The organism is Buchnera aphidicola (Pemphigus immunis) (genome assembly GCF_964059115.1).
GTDB lineage: Bacteria > Pseudomonadota > Gammaproteobacteria > Enterobacterales > Enterobacteriaceae > Buchnera_C > Buchnera_C aphidicola_C.
This window is the reverse complement of sequence record NZ_OZ060408.1, coordinates 200631-217070: the sequence shown is the minus strand read 5'-3', so window position 1 is coordinate 217070 and position 16440 is coordinate 200631. Positions and strand designations below refer to the sequence as shown.

Genomic DNA, 16440 nt, shown 5'->3' with positions numbered 1-16440 from the left:
AATATAAATATATTTATTCTTGCAATGAAAAAATTATATTAAGTCAATTTTTTATAAAAGCTTAACTAGATATGAAAATAAAATTATTAATTTTATATATAATCAAGAAAGGTAAAATGAAGAATAGTTTCTAAAAATTAAAATACATCAACTAAATTTATAAGAAATAATGATAAATCAACATCATATAAAATATTAAATTTTATTTAGTAAAAAACTTTTTTATAAAAATTTTAATTAAATTAACAATTAACTATTTATTATTAATTATTTCTAACATCAAATCAAATACATAAAAATATTTTATTTTACAAAAATAATTTAAAACAACATAATATTATTATTACTAATGATTTCACTAAATACATAAAAGAATAAAATTAAAAACAATACGATTTATTATTAAAAACATGATTTTCTTGTTCAGAAACCCGTATAAAAGTAGTTCTTTTAGTTAATTCTTTCAAACTTTCCGCTCCAACATAAGTACAAGCAGAACGTAATCCTCCTAAAATATCCCTTATAGTTGACTCAACTGAACCACGAAATAATAATTTTATCGTCTTACCTTCTGTAGATCTATATTTAGCTACTCCTCCAATATAAAGGTCCATAGCTGCCTGTGAACTCATTCCATAAAACAGCATAAACCGTTTACCATTTTCTTCAATTATTTTTCCATCACATTCTTCGTGCGCAGCTAACATACCTCCTAACATTGTAAAATCAGCTCCACCACCGAATGCTTTTGCAAGATCTCCTGAAAAAACACATCCTCCATCACTAATTATACGTCCTCCTAAACCATGTGCAGCATCACTGCACTCTATAATAGCTGATAACTGAGGATACCCAACACCCGTTTTAAGACGAGTAGTACATACCGAACCAGGACCAATACCTACTTTAACTATATCCGCTCCAGATAATATCAATTCTTCTACCATTTCGCCGGTTACTACATTTCCTGCACAAATAGTTTTATTAGGAAAGCAATCACGTACTTTCTTTAAAAAATTAATAAAATGTTCAGAATAACCATTAGCTACATCTATACAAATATATTTTAAACTGGATGATAAAGAAAAAATTTTTTTTATTTTTAAAAAATCAGCATTAGATGTACCTGTAGACACAATAACGTATCTTAATATTTCTTCAGATACACTGTTTATAAATTTTTCCCATTCAATTACAGAATAATATTTATGAACTGCCGTCAATATATGAAAATTAGATAAAATCTTCACCATATTAAAAGTACCTATAGTATCCATATTAGCAGCAATAATAGGAATACCAGACCATGTTAATTTTGAATTTTTAAAAATAAATTTACGATATAAATCCACTTGTGATCGACTTATTAATGTTGAACGTTTAGGACGAATCAGAACATCTTTAAAACCTAATTTTATATCTTCTTCGATACGCATCAATAATCTTTTCCTAATTTAATAAAATCACACTTATAATTAACTATATTAAAAAATATATCTCACTTCTAATAAAATAAATTTAACAAAAAATTTAAAAAAATAATATTAAAATACCAAAAATAAAACACTATGCACATAATCATCTTTAGTAAAAGATATATAAAAATATTAAATTAAATTTATATCGAAATTTAAAATTAGAAAAATTCGTATTTTCCATTAATATAATAAAAAATATTATTTTTTATTATTATAAATTGTAATTAACAATCATAATTTTAATCAAAAAAAATACCATTTTAAATATCAATCACTAGTAAAAATTTAATATTTATATAACTTTTTACAATCTTTATAGATAAAATATTTAATATCAAAAAGTTCTAAAAATTGCAATTTTATTATTTATAACCATAATACTAATTTTTAAATTTTTTTAACTTCAATCAAATATAAATTAATCATTTATCGCACTTTGCCAATCTCTGAAGTTAAATAAAGTATAATTATTACTACTTTCTTTTCTTAAATTAAGCATATTAATCTTATGTAATAATAAAATAAATTCATATTTTAAAGATTCTAACATAGAAGAAAACATATTAAACGCTTCTCTTTTATATTCTTCTTTAGGATTTTTTTGAGCATATCCTCGTAGATGAATACCTTGTCTTAAATCATCCATAGCCGATAAATGTTCTTGCCAAAATATATCTAAAGTATGCAACATTATCGATTTTTCTAATTTTCTCATATCCAAAAAACCAATAATATGTTCTTTATTAACATAATTTAATTTAACTTTTTCTATTATTATATTAATAAATTTTTTTTTATCTAAAAAAAAATTTTTATTTAGAACATCAGAAAAAGATAAATTTAAATTAAAAATATTATTTAATTTATTTTCTAAATTTAAAATTATACTTTCTTCTTTCAATGATTTTTTTAATAAATAATTATTTATAACAGTATAAAATACATCTTTTAAAATGTTTATTACTATTATACTAATATCATCGGCGTCTACCAAAAAATTTCTATGCTTATAAATAACAGATCGTTGTTCATTAACAACATTATCATACTCTAAAATTTGTTTACGAATATCAAAATTATAATTTTCTACTTTTTTTTGAGCATATAAAATGGATTTTGTTACAAAAGGATGTGTAATTGCTTCTCCTGATCTTATTTTTAATTTTTGCATAATCGATATTACACGATTAGAAGCAAACATCCTGATCAATGCATCTTGCATAGATAAATAAAAACGTGAAGAACCATTGTCGCCTTGACGACCTGACCTTCCTCGTAACTGATTATCAATTCGACGAGATTCGTGTCTTTCTGTTCCAATAATATGTAATCCTCCTACAGATAAAACCATATTATGTTCTTTTTCCCATTTTTTCTTAACAATATTCTTATTTTTATCGTTTATTCCTAAATGACAATTTTTTTTTAAATCTATACTTCCTCCTAAAACTATATCTGTTCCTCTACCAGCCATATTAGTAGCTATAGTAACAGCACCCAATTTACCGGCTTCAGAAATAATTTCAGCTTCTTTTTTATGAAACTTTGCATTTAATACATTATGTTTTATTTTTAATGAACTTAATTTAGAAGATATTAGTTCTGATTTTTCAATTGAAATTGTACCTACTAAAACAGGTTGTTTTCTATTTATACAATCTTTAATATCATTAATAATAGCATCCATCTTTTCATTTTCAGTTATAAAAACTAAATCCGGTAAATCTTTCCGTATCATAGGAAAATTAGTTGGAATAATGACAGTATCTAAATTATATATAGAACTAAATTCAAATGATTCAGTCTCTGCAGTACCAGTCATACCTGATAATCTTTCATATAACCGAAAATAATTTTGAAAAGTGATAGTAGCTAAAGTTCGATTTTCATTATTTATTTTCACACCTTCTTTGGCTTCAATAGCTTGATGTAATCCATCTGACCAACGCCTTCCTTTCACAATTCGTCCAGTATGTTCATCTACTACCAATATTTTATTATCTTTTACAAGATAATCTACGTTCCTAATATATAAACTGTGTGCTTGTAAAGCAACGATAATATGATTCATTAATACTATATTTTTTTTAGAATAAAGAGAATCATTCTTTTTCATTATATTATTACTAACTAATAAATTTTCAATTTCAATTAAACCTCTTTCAGTTAAGTAAACTCTTTTTTGTTTTTCATCTACTGAAAAATGTCCTTCTCCATGAAAAGAATCTGTATCTTCTTTTTCTTGTTGAATTAATTTTGGTACAATTTTATTGATTAAAACATACAATTCAGCATTATCTTCAGCTTGTCCAGAAATAATTAAAGGAGTACGAGCTTCATCTATTAATATAGAATCAACTTCGTCGATCAATGCATAATATAATTTTCTTTGCACTCTCTCTGAAGGATGAAAAATCATATTATCTCGAAGATAATCAAAACCATATTCATTATTTGTACCATATGTTATATCAGAAAGATAAGCTAATTTTTTTGATTTAAACGACATACCTGTCAAATTTATACCAACAGTTAAACCTAAAAATTCAAATAAATGTTTATTTTTTTTAGCATCACGTTGAGCAAGATAATCGTTCATAGTAACTATGTGAACACCTTTTCCAGTTAAAGCATGCAAATAAGCTGGTAAAGTAGCTGTTAACGTTTTACCTTCTCCAGTACGCATTTCAGCAATACATTTCCGATGTAAAACTATACCTCCAAGTAATTGAACATCAAAATGTCGCATACCAAATATACGACTACTAGCTTCTCTAACAGTAGCAAATGCTTTTGGAAGCAAAAAATCTAAACTTACTCCTTTTTTCAAAGAAGCACGAAATATCTCTGTTTGTTTTTTTAATTCTGAATCAGACATTTTTACAAAATCAGATTCTATTTGATTAATCTTATCAACAATAATTTGCATTCTTCGTAAAATACGATTACTGTAATTACCAAAAATTTTGGTTAATGTTTTTATTAACATGTCAATATTCTCAAAAAAACGAATATAATGTGTAAAATTGTGAATATGTATTAAAATATTTTTGCATTAATTTTCTAAAATAAAATTTACTAAAATTAATTAATGTTAATTAATAATTTTATAATTTAAAATTATTTATCATTTATATTTTAATATATAAACATAATTTACTTTGATACCTGATTTTCGTAAAAGTACAATTATAATCATAATCATCAACATTACAGATATTTTTATATCTAAAATTTTTTAATTAATAATCATTAATATAATTTTTATTGCAAACAAATTTAATTTTTAAATCAATTATATAATTTATAAAAAACAGATATTAATATCATATGTAAATATGTTATAACAATAGAAATTCAAAACTATAAATATATTATTATAATAACTATCATATATGAAACAAACTAAGTTATCTAAATAATATTAAAATTAATATTTTTAAATATAAAATTTTAAATTTAAATATCCAATGTAACAAAATTATTTAATAAACTAACTCAATGTAATTATTATCATTATTTTAATTAATTTTGAAAAAATAACGGACCTAATGGTAATCGAGGAATATTAAAGTAAGTAGGATAATCTACTGAAACTAAATACAAACCTTGTGCTCTAGCTGTTATCGATCCTGTTGCTTGTCTATTTTTTAAATTTAATACTGATACTATCCAATTAACCTTATGCTTATGGGTACCTATATCTAACAAACAACCCACTATATTTCGAACCATATGATATAAAAAAGAATTTGCTGTTACATCAATTATCACAAAACGATTTACACGTGTTACCTGAAAGTTAGTTATTTTACGATAAGGAGTTAATGATTGACAAAAACTTCCTCTAAAAGAAGTAAAATCATGTTCTCCTATTAAATATTGTCCTGCTTTATGCATATTTTCAACATCTAATTTTTTATGAAAATTTAATATTTTATTTTCTAAAATTGAAGAACGAAAAATATGATTATAAATTATATAACGATAAGTACGTGATAAAGCACTATGACGTGCATGAAAATATTCTGAAACCTCTTTAATCCATAAGACTGTAATATTATTAGGTAAATAACTATTTACTCCAATAGTCCAAGAACGTTTTGAACGAATAACACAAGTCCTAAAGTGTACTACTTGTGATGTACTATGTACGCCAGCATCAGTTCTTCCGGCGCATATTACATTGATTTTATGATTAGCGATATAAGATAGCGCTTTTTCTAGTTCTCCTTGAATAGTGCTTACTTCTTTTTGAAATTGCCATCCATGATATAAAGAACCATCGTATTCGACTCCTAATGCAAATTTCATAAAATTATTACTTTACCATCTATACAAAATGATTTTTTAAAAATACAATTTAAAAACACATATTGAATTTTTAATAAGCATTAAAAAATATTTTCTTTAAACTTAAAAAATACATTTTTTATATAAAATATTTTATAATAAGAGAAATGTTTTAAAATTCCTTTCTATTTGCTGTTATATACTAAAAAAATAATGCTAAGTTTTTAATTATATCCTACTTCCTAAAATATATTTACATTATTTATAAATTATATTTTAGAAAATTTCTAAAAATTAATTCATTTGTTTTTATAAAACATTCTAAAATATATACGCGCTACGAAAGTAACCTTAAACAAGATTAAATTAAAATTTAAAATAGAAATATAGTATTGTGGAAATTATATATAAAAATTGCACATATTAAAAAAATATTTCTTACTATTTATTAAATTATATATAATACATTATATAGGAAAAATATGAAAAAAGAAAAAAATAGAAAAATATCATCATTAAGTATTCTTGCTATGGCTGGAGTTTTACCATATCAAGTTAAAAAAGATGAAAAATACATGAATAAAAATCAAATCAATCACTTTAAAAAAATTCTTGAAGCCTGGAAGTATCAATTACAAAGTGAAACAAATCATATTACTCCTTATATGAAAGATCAATCCAGCAACTTTCCTGATCCTGTTGATCGAGCAACACAAGAAGAAGAATTTAGTATTGAATTAAGAAATAGAGCAAGAGAGTTAAAATTAATAAAAAATATACAAATAACTTTAAAAAAAGTTGAAAATAAAGATTTTGGATACTGTGATTCTTGTAATATTGAAATAGGTATTCGCAGACTTGAAGCTCGTCCAACTGCTAATCTATGTATTGATTGTAAAACATTAGAAGAAATACGTAAAAAACAAATGTCAGGTTAACTTATTATAAAAATCTATTATTAGTGAAATGGGAATAAATCCTATTTCACTTATAAATTTTATTATATAATTATCAATTTTTTTTAAAAAAATTCTCTTTCGAATAACTAAACATTAAATTATTTAAGAATAAATATACATTTAATTATATTAAAAATACTTAATAAAAAGTTAGTAAACAATATTATTTATATCGTTTTTATAAAAATTTTTTAATTTATTAATAAAATTTTATTTAAACAAAACAACTTTACCGATATAAGGTAAATGACGATAACATTGTGCATAATCAATACCATATCCTACCATAAACTCATTAGGAATGGAAAATCCTACATAATCCACAACAATATTTTTTTCACGACAATCAGGCTTATCTAATAATGTACATACCGCTAAAGATTTAGGTTTTCTAAGTTTTAAGATAGCTAATACTTTACTCAATGTGTTTCCAGAATCAATTATGTCTTCTATAATTAATACATGCTTACCTAAAATATCTTCATTTAAATCTTTTAAAATTTTAACATCTTGACTAGATAACATACCTCTTCCATAACTTGATGTAGTTATAAAATCTACTTCATGAGAAATTTGAATCGCACGGCATAAATCAGCCATAAAAATAAAAGAACCCCTTAATAATCCTATTAATAAAATATTACTATTGCTATTTTTATAATTATCAGTAATTTGTTTACCTAACTCATTAATTCGCGTATGTAATTCTGATTCAGAAATAATAATTTTCACTGTATGTTTCATAACAATTAATGTAGTGTGTTCAAATAAATTTAATAAAAATTAAAAAATTACATACTTAATATAATTTTATCAAATATATCTATTTTATAAAAAATAATTCAATATAAGTTATATTATAATTTACAATATTCATTGTATATTAGATACATATTTTTTTACCCTAAATAAAAAAATATTTTTATAAAAATTTTTCAACACAAAAATCAAACTTGATACCATAAAAATTCATATAAAAAAAATAATTAAACATTATACAAATTAAATTAAAAATAATAAAAATTACATTCGATAACAATCCTAAGTAAAATAAAGAATAATATATAAATATATGTTATAATTTACATCCTTTTCATCATCAATACATATAATAATATATTAATATTCAAAATAGTAAAAATATTAAAAAATTAAAAAAACAATATCTGATTCCAGAAACACATTTAACAAGATTAAAAATCTACGTTAACCAGCTAAATATAAAAATATTTCACATATTTTTTAAGTTAAAATATATAAAAATATAAAAGCTCGCATTATATAACCAATGCGGCTTTTTTTTGGCATAAATTTAGGAGAATTTAAATTATGCGAATTCTAAAATTTGGTGGTACATCACTAGCAAATGCAGGACGATTTTTACATGTAGCTAACATTGTTGAAAATAAAGTTAAACATGAACAAATAGGAATAGTTCTTTCTGCTCCTGCAACAATTACTAACTGTTTAATTGAAATTATTGAAAAAACTATTAAACAAGAAAATATAGAACAAAATGTTAATGAAACAAAACATATTTTTTTAAAAATTTTAGAAAAAATAAATTTATTACAAAATAAATTTCCTTATAAAAAATTAAAAATCATTATTGACAAAGAATTTATAAAATTAAAAAAAATTTTTTATGGAATTTATTTATTAGGTCAATGTCCAGACAATATTTATGCTAAAATTATTTGTCGTGGTGAAATATTATCAGTAATTATTATGAAAGGGATACTTGAATCGCGTAATTATAAAATTACTATAATTGATCCTGTTAAAAATTTACTTGGTATAGGAACTTATTTAGAATCTGAAATTAATATTTCAGAATCCAGTAAACGTATTAATGCAATGAATATTCCCGATGACCATATCATCCTTATGTCTGGATTTATAGCTGGTAATAAAAAAGGAGAATTAGTAGTATTAGGTCGAAATGGTTCTGATTATTCCGCTTCAATTTTATCTTCTTGTTTAAACGCAAATTATTGCGAAATTTGGACAGATGTAGATGGTATATATACTTGCGATCCTAAAAAAGTACCAGATGCAAAATTATTAACATCACTAACATATCAAGAAGCAATAGAACTATCTTATTTAGGAGCAAAAGTACTACATCCACGAACTATTTTTCCAATATCTAAATTAAAAATTCCTTGTTTAATTAAAAATACTTCCAAACCCAATGCCAAGGGAACATTAATTTGCAGCGAAAATAAAGACAAAAAAGAAAATATAAAAGGAATTACTTATCTAAATAATATATCTATGTTCCACATAGTGGGACCAGGTATGAAAGATATGACAGAAATTGCAGCACGAATATTTACTGTTATTTCATATAATAACATCTGGGTAATATTAGTTACACAATCTTCAGCGGAACATAGTATCGATTTTTGTATTCCTCAAAAAAATATTATACGCGTAAAATCTATATTAAAAAATGAATTTCATCTTGAGCTAAAAAATGGATTAATAAACTCCTTTAATATAGTCAAAAATTTAGCAATTATGTCAATAGTAAGTTCCAATATAAACAATAAACCTCATATTTCTGCCTATTTTCTTTCAGCTTTAGCTAATGCCAAAATCAACATTATGGCTATAGCACAAGGATCATCTGAAAATTCTATATCTGTAGTTATTAATAATTCTAATTTAACAAATGCAATAAAAACAACTCACCAAGTTTTATTTAATGAAAATCAAATTATCGAAATATTTCTGATAGGTATTGGTGGAATCGGAAATACTTTATTAAAACAAATCTATGATCAAAAACATTGGTTAAAAGAAAAAAAAATTGATCTTAAAATATGTGGAATAGCTAACTCCAAAAAATTACTCATAAACATGCAAGGTATTTCACTAGAAAATTGGGAAAAATGTTTTGAAAATACAAAAAATTCTTTTACTTTTAAAAAAATAATTAATACAATTAAAGAATATCCTTTAATAAATCCTGTGCTAATCGATTGTACAGCAGATGAAGATTTATCTTATCAATACACTAATTTCCTTTCCAATGGTTTCCATGTTGTTACTTCCAACAAAAAAGCAAACACCACAGATTTATCATACTACAAAAAAATTAGAGATATTGCTGTCCAATTCAAAAAAAAATTTTTATATGATACAAATGTGGGAGCTGGACTACCTGTTATCGATAATCTACAAAATTTATTAAATTCAGGAGATAAATTGATCCATTTTAAAGGTATCTTGTCTGGTTCTTTATCATTTATTTTTGGACAATTAGAAGAAGGAATTCCTTTGTCTCAAGCAACTCAAAATGCCAAAGACATAGGTTTCACAGAACCAGATCCTCGAGATGATTTATCAGGTATTGATGTTGCAAGAAAATTATTAATTTTAGCTCGAGAAGTTGGATACGAAATAGAACTAAAAGATATCAAAATAGAAAATTTATTACCTGATACATTTCAAAATATTTCAAATTTAAAAACTTTTATGGAAAAACTAAAAGAACTAGATCCTTTATTTTCTGCACGAGTACAACAAGAAAAAAATAAAGGAAAAGTATTACGTTTTGTCGGAATAATCAATCCAACAGGTCAATGTCAAGTAAAAATAGAAGCAGTAGATAAAAAAGACCCTTTATATACAATAAAAAATGGAGAAAATGCATTAGCATTTTATAGTAAATATTACCAACCAATACCTTTAGTATTACGGGGATACGGTGCAGGAAATAATGTAACAGCAGCAGGTGTATTTTCCGATGTATTACGTACATTATCATATAAGTCAGGAGTATAAAAATGATAAAAATTTTCGCTCCTGCTTCTATCGGAAATGTAGGAGTTGGATTTGATATCCTCGGTGTAGCTATATCACCAATAGATGGAAACTTATTGGGAGATTCAATAGAAATTATGTCATCAAATCAATTCCATCTAATTAATAAAGGGAAATTCGCTAATGAATTACCATCGGATAATAAAAAAAATATTATATGGCAGTCTTGGAATTATTTTTGTAAAATCATAAAAAAAGATATTCCAGTTAGCATTACTTTAGAAAAAAATATGCCTATTGGTTCAGGTTTAGGATCTAGTGCATGCTCTATAGTAGCTGGATTAGTTGCAATGAATGAATTTTGCAATAAACCTTTAAATACCTCAAAATTATTAAATTTAATGGGAAAATTAGAAGGAAATATATCTGGCAGTATACATTATGATAATGTAGCACCTTCCTATCTTGGAGGATTACAATTAATTATTGAAGAAAATAATATTATTAGTCAATCTATTCCTATATTTAAGAAATGGCTATGGATAGTTGCTTGGCCAGGAGTGAATTTATCAACTGAAGTATCAAGAGCTTTATTACCTAAAAAATATACAAAAGAAATATGCATACAACACAGTAAAAACTTAGCTGGATTTATTCATGCTTCTTATACACAACAACCTAATCTAGCTACTACGTTCATAAAAGATATAATTGCAGAACCACATCGTATAAAATTAATACCCAATTTTTCTTATGCAAAAAAAAATGTTTTAGAAATGGGAGCCCTCAGTTGCAGTATTTCTGGATCAGGACCAACTTTATTCGCTATATGCGAAAATATTACTCTTGCAAAAAAAATAGCTAAATGGCTTACTAAACATTATTTACAAAATAAAAAAGGATTCGTACATATCTGTAATGTAAATAATGTTGGTGCATGTAAAATAGGAGAATAAATGAAACTTTATAATCTTAAAGATAATAATGAAAAAGTAAATTTCTTTCAAGCTATTAAATTAGGATTAGGTCAAAAACAAGGGCTTTTTTTCCCTTTAAATTTGCCTAAAATTAAAAAAGAAAAATTAGAAGAACTATTAGAAATGGATTTCATTACAAGAAGTAGTAATATTCTTTCATATTTCATTGGTGATGAAATAAATCAAAAAGAATTACATAATCGTATTAAAAAATCGTTCTCATTTTCTCCTCCAAGATTAGTAAAAATTACTAAAAATATAGCATGTTTTGAACTATTTCATGGACCAACGTTAGCTTTTAAAGATTTTGGTGCACGTTTTATGGCTCAAATGTTATCGCATCTCAATCAAGATGGAAATAATTCACTAATCACTATTTTAACTGCAACGTCAGGAGATACAGGTGCAGCAGTAGCTCATGCTTTTTATGGCATGAAAAATGTACGTGTAGTCATTTTATATCCTAAAGGCAAAATTAGTGAACTTCAAGAAAAATTATTTTGCACATTAGGTGGTAATATTAACACAATAGCTATTAACGGCAGTTTTGATGAATGCCAAACACTTGTTAAAAAATCTTTTAATGACCTAATTTTAAAAACAAGTACCGGATTAAATTCTGCCAACTCTATTAACATTAGTCGATTATTAGCACAAATTTGTTATTATTTTGAAGCTTTTTCATTAATACCACGAGAAAAAAGAAAAAAAATAGTCATTTCTGTTCCTTGCGGTAATTTTGGAAACTTAACTGCAGGATTACTAGCGAAATCTCTAGGTTTATCTATTTTATCATTTATAGCATCTACTAACGCCAATGATACTGTACCTCGTTTTCTTGAAACAGGTAAATGGGAACCATATACTACCATTTCTACAATTTCTAACGCAATGGACATTAGTCAACCAAACAATTGGCCAAGAGTAGAAGAATTATTTCTTCGTAAAAAATGGAACTTAAAAAAATTAGGATTTGGTAGTGTATCCGATAACGAAACAAAAAATACTTTATTAGAACTAAAAAAATTAGGTTATATTTCAGAACCCCATGCTGCGATAGCGTATAAATTACTAAAAAATAAATTAAAAGATGATCAATTTGGATTATTTTTAGGTACTGCACATCCTGCAAAATTTAAAAAAACTGTTGAAAATATTTTAAATATCACTTTACCACTACCTAAAAAATTAGCACAACTTGATAAGTTACCTTTATTATCACACAACATGTTACCAAATTTTTCTCAATTACGTAAATTTTTACTAGATATATAGAAGTTTGCTATTTAACAGAGAGGAGAATTATATATTCTATCCTCTCTCTTATATTAAATATCACTAAAATTTAATTTAACAACATCTAGAAATTAATTCTATTATTCAAAAAAAATTTTATAAAAACAAAAAACATACATTAATGAATAAAAATGAAACTATTTAATTAAATATTAAACAAAAAATTTATAATATCACCGTCTCGAACAAAATAATTTTTACCTTCGCTTCTAATTTTCCCTAATTCTTTCACATTATTTTCTCCTTTATATTTTACGAAATCAGTGTAACTAATTACTTTAGCTCGAATAAAACCTTTTTTTAAATCTGAATGAATTTTACCTGCTGCTTCTATTGCCGTAGTACCTTTAGAAATTGTCCATGCCCTCACTTCCTTTATACCAGCAGTAAAAAATGTTTGTAATTTCAATAAAGAATAACCTAATAAAGAAACTCTATCTAATACAGATTTTCTTACTTCTAATTTATCCATAAATTTACTATTTCCTATCTGATAAGAATTAACAGAATTTAATTCAAGAATTGCGGATAATTGAATAACTTTTGCATTTTCTTTTTCAGCTATATCATAAATTTTTTCTATATTCTTATTTTTATTGCATGACACATCATTGGTATTTATTACATACATTACTGGCTTTAATGTAATTAATCGCAAATGACTAATCAATGAATTTTCTTCTTGATTCATTTTTAATGTTCTTAACATCTTAAATTTTTTTAAATGAGCAATACATTTCTCTAAAAGAGAAAGTTCTTTTTTTAAAAATAAATTTTTCATATTTATTTTTTTCTTAATTTTTAAAAATTGTGACTCACATGAATCTAAATCCGATAAACATAATTCCATATTAACTACTTCAATATCTATTATCGGTTGAATTTTCCCATAAATATGAGTCACTTTAAGATCATCAAAAAAACGTACAATATGTATGATGGCATCGGTATCTTTTATATGACTTAGAAATTTATTTCCTAATCCTTCACCTTTAGCAGCTCCTTTAACTAATCCTGCTATATCTATAAATTCTATAAAAGTTTTAACAATCCGTGAAGATCCTACTATCTCTGCTATTTTATAAAGACGATCGTCAATAATTGATACCATACCTACATTAGGTTTTATAGTACAAAATGGAAAATTTTCCGCTGCTACAGAATTTTTAGTTAAAGCATTAAATAAAGTTGATTTTCCTACATTGGGTAAGCCTATTATTCCACATTTAAAACCCATACTAATATCCTATTTTACCAACGAAATGCAAAAATGAATACAATATCTTCTATATATTTAAGATGAATTAATAAATTCAGTGATTTTTTTAATTGATTTTTCTATAGCTTGATTAATTAAAATATTCTCTTGTTCTGTTGGTGGAGACAATACAAAATATGCCACTTCTTTCTTTTGAATAGGACGACCAATACCTATAGAAAGACGAGGAAAAGATGCTTTTGTATCAAACGTATTAATAATGTTCCTTAATCCATTGTGGCCATTATGACCCTTACCATATTTAAATTTAATAATTCCTGGAAAAAGATCCAACTCATCATGAACTAATAAAATTTCATTTAAAGAAATACGATAAAATGAAGCCATGGAAAAAACAGATTTACCACTAATATTCATAAATGTATTAGGTATTAATAAACGAATTTTATTTTTTATAAAAACGACACCAGTATATCCAAAAAATTTTTTTTCTTCCTTTAAATATTTACAATAATGTTTAGCAAATATTTGAACATATCGAGAACCGATATTATGTCTAGTGTGACCATATTTAATTATTGGATTTGCTAAACCCACCATCATTTTTATTTTATTCAAAAAATACCTTATTTAAAAATATAATAAAACTAATTTACAATTATATAATCATTATAAATAACATGTAAAAATCACTAATTAAATAATACATATCTTAAATTAATTAAAAAAATAATTTTTATTTGTAAAACGATTTAATGCCTCTTCCCAATTTACTACGTTCCAAAATGCTTTAATATAATTAATTCTTTGATTTTGGTATTTTAAATAATACGCATGCTCCCATAAATCCAAAGATATAATAGGTATCCCAAAAACTCCAGCAATATTTTGACCCATTAATGGATTATCTTGATTAACAGTCGTTACAATAGATAAAGTAGAATTATTTTTTATCAACCATACCCATCCAGAACCAAAATGATTCATTGCTGCTTCTTCAAATTTTTTTTTAAAATTTGAAATAGAATTAAAATCTTTTTCTATATTTTTTTTTAAAATAGAACTTAAATTTGATCCTATTGTTAATCCTTGCCAAAATAAACTATGATTAATATGACCACCAGCATTATTCTGTATTGTTTTTCTTTTATCAAAAGAAACTTTATCTAATTGAGTAATTAAATCATTAATAGATAAATTTGAAAAATTTGTTCCTTTTAAAGCTGTATTCAAATTATTGATATATGTTTGATGATGTTTAGTATGATGAATAAACATAGTTTCTTTATCGAAATATGGCTCTAAAAATTCGTATGAATAAGGTAGTACCGGTAATTTATGAATCATTTTCTATTTCCTTTTATTTTTTTTTAGTAATATTTAAATTCTTAACCAATTAATATTGAAACCTATAAATATATTTAATACCAAAATTTTTTAATAATATTAAAATACCAGATTTTATTATTCTTTGTTTTAAAATAATGTTATATTAAATATAACATTATTACTTTATAAATAAAAATAAATACTACATTGATTTTTACAATATACTGCAGTCATTTATTTTATAATATATAAAAATAATTAATATAAATTTATTATATCTAAATAAAAAACAAAATATATCTATTATTTATTAAAAATTTATAATGAAAATATATAAATAATCTATTACTAATATTTTTATATGAGATGTAAATGTCCATAAATCAAGAAGACTATTCATTAAAAAAAAGATTCCGTGGTTTTTATCCTGTAGTAATAGATATAGAAACAGCAGGATTTAATTCACAAACTGATGCTATATTAGAAATAGGAGTATATACATTATACATGGATTCAGAAGGATGGTTAAAAAAAGAATCCTGCTTACATTTTCATATTATCCCTTTTAATGGATCTTCTATTCAACCAGAAGCCATTGCTTTTAATCGAATAGATCCTTTTAATCCATTAAGAGGAGCAATCAGTGAACAAGAAGCTCTTTTTTACATATTTAATACCGTAAATAAAGGTATGAAAATTAAAAATTGTAATCGCAGTATAATAGTTGCTCATAATGCAAGTTTTGATCATAACTTTATCATGGCTGCAATTCAAAGAACAGGAATACAAAAACATCCTTTTCATCCATTTGCAACTTTTGATACAGCAACTTTAAGTGGATTAGTATTAGGACAAACTGTACTAGCAAAATCATGTAAAGCTGCTGGATTATTATTTGATAATAAACAAGCTCATTCAGCACTCTATGACTCCCAAAAAACTGCTGAACTATTTTGTGAATTAGTAAATCGTTGGAAAAGATTAGGAGGATGGCCTTTAAAATAAATACAAATTTCATATATCTTTTTTACTAAATTTATTAAAAATAATGCAATTATCAATTTTTATATCTACTACATATTTTATATTTGAAATATATATATAAAACATATAGTAGA

12 protein-coding genes are annotated in these 16440 nt (G+C 24.3%); 5 read left to right on the top strand and 7 right to left on the bottom strand.

Translation table 11 applies throughout. From position 1 onward, the window contains the following. Positions 1-380 precede the first annotated feature (380 nt). The 3 genes from AB4W77_RS00925 to truA all read right to left on the bottom strand — a co-directional run bounded on the left by AB4W77_RS00925 (position 381) and on the right by truA (position 5792). On the bottom strand, positions 381-1436 hold the full coding sequence (locus AB4W77_RS00925; RefSeq protein WP_367681672.1) for a GMP reductase: 1056 nt from the start codon (positions 1434-1436) through the stop codon (positions 381-383). A 460-nt stretch (positions 1437-1896) separates the two neighbouring features. Then, the gene (gene secA / locus AB4W77_RS00920; RefSeq protein WP_367681604.1) at positions 1897-4467 is read right to left on the bottom strand and encodes a preprotein translocase subunit SecA; all 2571 of its coding nucleotides are present in this window, start codon (positions 4465-4467) and stop codon (positions 1897-1899) included. 536 nt (positions 4468-5003) lie between these two features. Continuing rightward, on the bottom strand, positions 5004-5792 hold the full coding sequence (gene truA, locus AB4W77_RS00915) for a tRNA pseudouridine(38-40) synthase TruA (protein WP_367681603.1): 789 nt from the start codon (positions 5790-5792) through the stop codon (positions 5004-5006). Between the two features lie 461 nt (positions 5793-6253). Between truA and dksA the strand changes: the two genes are divergently transcribed. Further along, a complete protein-coding gene (dksA, locus tag AB4W77_RS00910; RefSeq protein ID WP_367681602.1) occupies positions 6254-6709 on the top strand; it encodes an RNA polymerase-binding protein DksA in 456 nt (151 codons plus the stop codon). A gap of 231 nt (positions 6710-6940) precedes the next feature. On the opposite strand, the gene hpt is transcribed toward dksA, so the two are convergent. Then, positions 6941-7474, bottom strand: a complete 534-nt coding sequence (gene hpt / locus AB4W77_RS00905) for a hypoxanthine phosphoribosyltransferase (protein ID WP_367681601.1) — start codon at positions 7472-7474, stop codon at positions 6941-6943. A 585-nt stretch (positions 7475-8059) separates the two neighbouring features. Here hpt and thrA point away from each other — a divergent pair. Genes thrA through thrC form a run of 3 tightly spaced genes read left to right on the top strand, consistent with a single transcriptional unit; the run spans position 8060 to position 12753 of the window. Next, positions 8060-10522 carry a bifunctional aspartate kinase/homoserine dehydrogenase I gene (thrA, locus tag AB4W77_RS00900; RefSeq protein ID WP_367681600.1) on the top strand — a complete coding sequence of 821 codons (2463 nt, stop codon included), beginning with the start codon at positions 8060-8062 and terminating at the stop codon, positions 10520-10522. Between the two features lie 2 nt (positions 10523-10524). Continuing rightward, positions 10525-11457: a homoserine kinase gene (thrB, locus tag AB4W77_RS00895; RefSeq protein WP_367681599.1), complete on the top strand. Its 933-nt coding sequence runs from the start codon at positions 10525-10527 to the stop codon at positions 11455-11457. Further along, entirely contained in the window at positions 11458-12753 is a 1296-nt protein-coding gene (thrC, locus tag AB4W77_RS00890; RefSeq protein WP_367681598.1) for a threonine synthase, read from the top strand. It abuts the gene before it with no gap. Between the two features lie 166 nt (positions 12754-12919). Here the strand turns inward: thrC and ychF are convergent, their stop codons facing one another. The 3 genes from ychF to AB4W77_RS00875 all read right to left on the bottom strand — a co-directional run bounded on the left by ychF (position 12920) and on the right by AB4W77_RS00875 (position 15340). Further along, entirely contained in the window at positions 12920-14011 is a 1092-nt protein-coding gene (ychF, locus tag AB4W77_RS00885; RefSeq protein ID WP_367681597.1) for a redox-regulated ATPase YchF, read from the bottom strand. Between the two features lie 57 nt (positions 14012-14068). Further along, complete coding sequence (pth, locus tag AB4W77_RS00880; RefSeq protein WP_367681671.1) at positions 14069-14596, bottom strand: aminoacyl-tRNA hydrolase; 528 nt, start codon at positions 14594-14596, stop codon at positions 14069-14071. 114 nt (positions 14597-14710) lie between these two features. Then, positions 14711-15340: a Fe-Mn family superoxide dismutase gene (locus AB4W77_RS00875; protein ID WP_367681596.1), complete on the bottom strand. Its 630-nt coding sequence runs from the start codon at positions 15338-15340 to the stop codon at positions 14711-14713. A gap of 354 nt (positions 15341-15694) precedes the next feature. Here AB4W77_RS00875 and rnt point away from each other — a divergent pair, with 354 nt between their 5' ends. Beyond that, positions 15695-16327, top strand: a complete 633-nt coding sequence (gene rnt / locus AB4W77_RS00870) for a ribonuclease T (RefSeq protein ID WP_367681595.1) — start codon at positions 15695-15697, stop codon at positions 16325-16327. Positions 16328-16440 lie beyond the last annotated feature (113 nt).

Coding starts and splice junctions, on each gene's coding strand:
- AB4W77_RS00925 (WP_367681672.1), bottom strand. CDS start 1,436: ATGCGTATCGAAGAAGATATAAAATTAGGTTTTAAAGATGTTCTGATT.
- secA (WP_367681604.1), bottom strand. CDS start 4,467: ATGTTAATAAAAACATTAACCAAAATTTTTGGTAATTACAGTAATCGT.
- truA (WP_367681603.1), bottom strand. CDS start 5,792: ATGAAATTTGCATTAGGAGTCGAATACGATGGTTCTTTATATCATGGA.
- dksA (WP_367681602.1), top strand. CDS start 6,254: ATGAAAAAAGAAAAAAATAGAAAAATATCATCATTAAGTATTCTTGCT.
- hpt (WP_367681601.1), bottom strand. CDS start 7,474: ATGAAACATACAGTGAAAATTATTATTTCTGAATCAGAATTACATACG.
- thrA (WP_367681600.1), top strand. CDS start 8,060: ATGCGAATTCTAAAATTTGGTGGTACATCACTAGCAAATGCAGGACGA.
- thrB (WP_367681599.1), top strand. CDS start 10,525: ATGATAAAAATTTTCGCTCCTGCTTCTATCGGAAATGTAGGAGTTGGA.
- thrC (WP_367681598.1), top strand. CDS start 11,458: ATGAAACTTTATAATCTTAAAGATAATAATGAAAAAGTAAATTTCTTT.
- ychF (WP_367681597.1), bottom strand. CDS start 14,011: ATGGGTTTTAAATGTGGAATAATAGGCTTACCCAATGTAGGAAAATCA.
- pth (WP_367681671.1), bottom strand. CDS start 14,596: ATGATGGTGGGTTTAGCAAATCCAATAATTAAATATGGTCACACTAGA.
- AB4W77_RS00875 (WP_367681596.1), bottom strand. CDS start 15,340: ATGATTCATAAATTACCGGTACTACCTTATTCATACGAATTTTTAGAG.
- rnt (WP_367681595.1), top strand. CDS start 15,695: ATGTCCATAAATCAAGAAGACTATTCATTAAAAAAAAGATTCCGTGGT.